At 39.4% G+C, this 4,595-nt stretch carries 2 protein-coding genes; both read right to left on the bottom strand.

Annotated elements, in window-relative coordinates; all coding sequences use genetic code 11:
- Positions 1-149: 149 nt before the first annotated feature.
- Positions 150-317: a hypothetical protein gene (locus tag AC1DOS_RS18160; RefSeq protein WP_477538629.1), complete on the bottom strand. Its 168-nt coding sequence runs from the start codon at positions 315-317 to the stop codon at positions 150-152.
- Positions 318-828: 511 nt separating this feature from the next.
- Positions 829-4,485 carry a S8 family serine peptidase gene (locus AC1DOS_RS18155; protein ID WP_477538630.1) on the bottom strand — a complete coding sequence of 1,219 codons (3,657 nt, stop codon included), beginning with the start codon at positions 4,483-4,485 and terminating at the stop codon, positions 829-831.
- Positions 4,486-4,595: the final 110 nt, after the last annotated feature.

Genomic DNA, 4,595 nt, shown 5'->3' with positions numbered 1-4,595 from the left:
AATTAGTGGTCGGTGGCCCACTAACTTTCTTAAGTCCATAAAATAGCCCATATATTGCCTCCACAAATAAAATCTAAAAAATATCGCATTTTAAAGATATTTTTTCTCCCATTTTTAATTATCCTGTCGCGTTAGCTGAACAAGAAATCTTATTTGTTTTCCGTTTCTATTTCCGATACCAACTTACAAAGATAGCCAACAATGTATTCTCTTTTGGTCATTTCTTCAATGTCATCATTTTCTACAAGGTCATCTACACCTTTATTTATAACTCCCCATAACGGCGTGTTTTCAAACTTTTTATAAGGATGCTCCATAGAAAAGGTTACCTCCCGAATTATTTAATTCCTTCTTCACCTTTTCTTATTAAAGTAAACTGCCCCGTTAGTTCAATAAGTTCAACAAAAAAGCGTTAATCCTTCTTGAAACAACGCACCCGTGAATTCAAGAAGACATTATAAACTATTACTTCAATCTTCTTCTTTTGCTACCAGTAACTCTTTTATTCCTTCAATATAGTATTTAGATTTAAACACTACATAAGAAATCACATTGTAAGTTAATGAACATAGAATAATGGTCAGAGTTTTGGTTATATGTAATCATTCCAAACTGATACATTTGAACACCTGTTATATCGTGTTCAATATTGGACGAGTTTTGTTACATAGTGGATTAAAATTCAACGATTCATAATCTTAGTATGTTTTTCTTATTGAACTAACGGATAGATCCAACTATCTTTTTACCTCTCGGCTGGGTACCAGTTTTTTTATGCACTTTGTCTACACACTGAGAGCCGAAATTACTCGGCTCTTCTTTTCCAAATCAGTTTATTAATTTAAGTGTGTCCAATGTACGGTAGAGCATAACTGCTGCTTCAGCACGTGTTGCATTGTTTTTAGGATTGAACCGACCTTCGTTCCCTTTAATAACACCTAGTGCAGTTGCTTTATAGACTGAATCAATTGCATATGCACCAATTAATTGATGGTCTTTATAGTTAGCTGGTTTTTCTAGGTTGTCTAGTTTTATTTTATCTTTATACTCAACAGTTCTTACAACCATTGCCGCGATTTCTTCACGTTTAATCGGAGCGTCTGGATTAAATTTACCATCCTTCATTCCGTTCACAATGCCTGCATTGGCAGCTGCTTCAATCCCTGCAAATGCCCACTTTTTGCTTGTGTTCACATCTTCAAACTTGCCCTCGTACGTCTTCAACGGAAGGTTTAGCGCGCGAGCAAGTAATACGGTGAATTCTGCACGCGTAATTTGTGCGTTTGGTGCAAAGGTAGTTTCCGTTTTCCCTTGGATAATTCCTTTCGCTGCAAGCTTATTAATTTCATCTTTTGCGAAAGTATTTGTAATATCCGTGAATGCTGGTGGTGTTTCTGGTTTAGGATCAACCGGACCAGGGCCAGGGCCAGGACCAACATCCTGCTTAATCGTTAGTTTCCCTTGTGCTTCCTGTGTAACTCTTTTTCCAGTGGCATCTGTTAGTTCAACTTCAATAATAGCATCTTGAATTTTTACATCTGGAACAGTCCAAACGCCCTTATAAACTCCTGGCTCAACCTCTTCCATTATATTTTTAGCAGAGGATTGCGTCTTCTTTTGCGCAGGGAGTTTCACTTCAAAGTTTGCTTCTCCACCGATTACATTACTTCGGAAGGAGATTTCTAGCTCCTCACTAGGGAACATAGATTGGTCAATTGCCGGTTTAAGATCTTTAATGGCAGGTTTATCGGATAGTAGTGAAACAATAACAGGATCCGATTTTCCCGTCATTTTCCCATTCAACATGGAGACTGCTATTAAACTATTTTCACCGTCATTAATTTTCATTGGGATTGAAAATTTGCCTTCATCGCCAACTTTTGCAGTACCTACTTCTTCATTATTATTCAACAGCTTAATCGTTGTTGTCGGTGAGGCAGTTCCTTCTACCGTGATGTTTTCGTCTTTGAATACTTCATCCTGTTTTGGCGAAGTAATTGAAGGCTTGTCTACTTCATAACTAACACGTGCACGGATCATATAATTACCGTCTTCAACAAATGCTGGATAAAATTCGCCGTCAAGATATTGATAGCTTCTCTCCATATATGGATTACCGTTATCGGTTGCTAAACCAAGTGCCTCCGGATAATTCAGTGTTTGGACATACACCATATAAAAATCTCCATCAACCTTGATATTGTAATCGGTTAAATCAACTACTGTCCAGTCATCCAATACAGCTTCAGCGGCTATCGGGCCAGCAAGTTTCTTACCCGGTAACCCATCGCGTCCAGAGGCATCCCATACTTCCACATTAAATTCCGTTCCATGTGTTTCTGAGTATTTTTTATCTTTTAAGTGAAACACACCATCTGTGACAATCGCTGATTTCTTATTCTCTGGCAATGACATTTTTACTGCCCAGCCAGCTCCACCGCCAAAATACATACTACCACTATCAACTTTTCCATTATCATAGCCAATTTCGCCGCCAGGATACGTGTAAAAAGGATCAAGAACAATATCAACCGCTTGGCCATTTCCTTTTATTGTAATAGCAACATCTTGACTGTGATAGCCGCTTCTCATGGCTTTCAACGTATAAGTTCCTTCATTAGCTGTAATTTCATATTTACCGTCCTTATTCGTCGCCACAGGTGTAATATTGGCATCTTCCATAAGGAGTAATGTTACACCTTCAACAGCTTCCCCCGAGATTTTATCGGTAATCACACCACTTATAGTTCCTTTGGGGATTTCATTCAATGTGAAATTTGCGTGTATAGCCTTATCTTTTTCAAACGTTACTGATTGCTGTTTAGATTGATATCCATATGCTTCGGCTTGAACTGTATATTTGCCAGCAGCATGCGGGAGTTTATAAGAGCCGTTTTCAGGATTTGTGTTGACGTACTGTCTACTTTCAAGCACGCTTACTTTACCGCTTATCGGCAAATCAAAATTCTTAATCGTTTGTACCACTTTTCCTTCCAAAGTCCCCAGACCATCTCTAATAGAAGATACCGCATTGTATGCATTGACTAATCCATAGCCGTACCCGTTATTTGGTGATTCTGGATATTCCTTATCCGTTAAAGGCTTTGCTGTTTCTATTAAAATTTTTTCTATTTCATCAACCGATAAACTTGCATCTACTTGATATAATAATGCTACAACTGCCGATACAGCGGGGGCCGCCATCGATGATCCATTCCAACCGCCTTCGTAATCACTGCGAGGTATCGATGAACGAATATTCGCTCCAGGCGCTGAAATATCAGGCTTTATTTCACCATATGGTGAAGGGCCGCGTAATGAAAAGTCTCCAACTATATCATTACTATCCGTTGCTCCCACTGCAAATGATTCGGGATAGTTTGCTGGATTGGCGACTGATCCAGGTCCGCCATCATTAGTCATGCCCGTGTTTCCAACTGCGAATGTAGGAAATATCCCGGCATTTCTCCATTCTCTTACTACATCTCGATACCATTCATCAAGACCTGGTCCGCCACCCCATGAGTTGTTAACAATATCAGGTGCCATGTCAACGCGGGTATTCCCATTTGCATCTGTTGGTGCTAAAATCCACTCTGCAGCAGCCAATAGATTGGCATCACTTCCGCTAGTCTCCGAGAATGCCTTAACAGCAATCCATTTTGCGCCCGGTGCTACTCCTATTTTGTTAGATCCATCTGGTTCACTGCCGACCATTGTCCCAGTCACATGTGTTCCATGTCCTAAATCATCATATGGAATCGATTGTCCGGCAGTGGCATCAAACCAATTAAAGTCGTGATCAACTTCTCCGGTTGCTGCATTATAGCCGCGATACTTTTCCTTTAATGCGGGGTGATCCAATTGAACACCGGTATCAATACTCGCTACAACAACACCTGTACCGTCGATTCCCTTTTCCCATAAAGCCGGAGCTCCAACTCTCTCAACGTTCCACTCTACATTCGCTAGATTTGAATTAGGGCTTTCCTCTTTAGTTGTTGAAGCAAATAATTGTCTTGTTTCGTTTGGCAGTACTTTTTCAACTTCGGAAAAGGTTGCTATCTTTTCTGCAACCTCTTTCGTCGCTGTAACAGCCATACCATTGACGATAAAATAGGAATTAAAAGATTCGACATTCCCTTTATGTACTTCTTGTTTAAGATATTTTAATACGTTTTGCTGCTCTACATGTGCAGCAGCTTTTAATTCAGATACTACTGCAGATCGTTGGATAAACTTTTCTTTATTCGCCGTTAGTTTTTCTTGCTTCGCAATTGCTTTCGCCCGCTTTATAGCATTTGCTGTATCTGCTTTTTCTTTAAATTTGATTAAAAAAGTTACTTTATCATCTTTTTTAAACTTATCCAGTAAACGACTGCTTACCTTTACCTTTGCAGCAGTTTGGTGATCATTTACATAACGGTTTGATGCCTTGATTGATTCAGCATCCGCGGGTCCTGGTGATAGTAATGAAAATACCATAAGTAATGTTGCTACAATACTAAATATTCGCTTGTGACAGTGTTTCCTTTTCTTCAATTCGTTCCCTCCCCTTCGATTTTCAAATTAATACTTGTCATTTGAAGTTGCCG

It is taken from the genome of Paenisporosarcina sp. P5_A11, assembly GCF_056400705.1.
Note: the sequence above shows the minus strand (reverse complement) of the source record. Positions and strands in the feature narration are given on the sequence as shown.

What these genes read in the sequence shown, in the direction of transcription:
- AC1DOS_RS18160 (WP_477538629.1), bottom strand. Translation starts at nt 317, where the DNA reads ATGGAGCATCCTTATAAAAAGTTTGAAAACACGCCGTTATGGGGAGTT.
- AC1DOS_RS18155 (WP_477538630.1), bottom strand. Translation starts at nt 4,485, where the DNA reads ATGGTATTTTCATTACTATCACCAGGACCCGCGGATGCTGAATCAATC.